This is a genomic window from Promicromonospora kroppenstedtii DSM 19349 (assembly GCF_000515355.1).
Taxonomy (GTDB): Bacteria; Actinomycetota; Actinomycetes; order Actinomycetales; family Cellulomonadaceae; genus Promicromonospora; species Promicromonospora kroppenstedtii.
In genome coordinates, this window is record NZ_KI911701.1 from 10269 (window position 1) to 11440 (window position 1172).

At 75.0% G+C, this 1172-nt stretch carries 1 protein-coding gene and 1 pseudogene; both read left to right on the plus strand.

From position 1 onward, the window contains the following. On the plus strand, positions 1 to 763 hold a 763-nt coding region (locus tag PROKR_RS18375; protein ID WP_036965519.1), incomplete at its 5' end, for a helix-turn-helix transcriptional regulator. A gap of 110 nt (positions 764 to 873) precedes the next feature. Then, positions 874 to 1172, plus strand: a pseudogene (locus tag PROKR_RS35370) (hypothetical protein); the annotation flags it as partial.

The following is a 1172-nucleotide window of genomic DNA, read 5'->3' on the forward strand; positions in this document are numbered from 1 at the left end:
CGAGCAGGCGGTCGCCGTCGCCGTCGCGCTGCGCACCGGCGCCATTCCCGGAGCCGAGGAGGGCGCGCTGCGGGCCCTGGCGACCATCCGGCAGGTCATGCCGGCCCGGCTGCGGGCGCGCCTGGACGCGCTCGAGGTGACCACGGTGCGGCGTCGGACCGGGCCCGCGGAACCGGAGGTGGACCCCGACCTGCTGCTGTCGCTCGGCTCCGCGTGCCAGGCGCGCGAGGTCGTCCGGTTCGACTACGAGGGCGGCACCATGGCCACCGTCGGGGAGGGCGACGCCGCGTTCCGGCCGCCGCGCCGGGTCGAGCCGCACCACCTGGTCACCTCCGAGGGGCGCTGGTACCTGGTCGCGTTCGACCTGGACCGCGACGACTGGCGGCTGTTCCGGGTGGACCGCCTCACGCTGCGCTCGGGCACCGGCCCGCGGTTCGTCCGGCGGGAGGTGCCCGGGGGCGACGTCGCCGCCTTCGTGGGCTCCCGGATCAGCGGCTCGCGCTCACCGGTGCGAGGCGAGGCGGTGCTGCACGCGCGCGCCGCCGATCTCGCTCCCTGGGTCGGCACCTACGGGCTGTGCGAGCCGCTGCCGGACGTCGCCGGCGAGCCCCGGTGCCGCGTGGTGCTCGGATCGTGGTCCTGGGCCGGGCTGGCGGGCCGGTTCGGCGTCTTCGGTGTGCCCTTCGAGGTGGTGGGGCCGCCCGAGCTGCTCGCGGCCACGCGGGAGATGGGTGCGCGCTACGCCGCGGCCGTGCGGGACTGACCGGGTGCCTGCCCTGTCGCCTGACCTGCGAGAAGGGGGCGCACGGCAGGGGAACCGCACAGTATGTTGATGCGTTGCCCGAGGACTCGACACCAACAGAGAGCGTGCGCATGACGAACCTGTCCGACTTCACCGATGACGAGCTCGACCAGATCCTGGACGCGCCGGGTGCCGTGCTGAAGGGCGCGACTCTCGCCGACGGGCAGCCCGGGGCGATCCAGTTCTTCAAGGAGATGGCCTCGGGAGCCAAGGTGTTCCGGGAGGCGCAGGAGCACGAGAACGACTTCGTCCGCGCGGTCGCTGTCGCGATGCGCGCCCGGCTGGGCGAGCAGGACACGGCCGAGGCGGAGGCCGTCCGCAACCCCGCGTCACAGGTCGGCGTCGCGCCCGCTGCCGCCGCCACCGACCG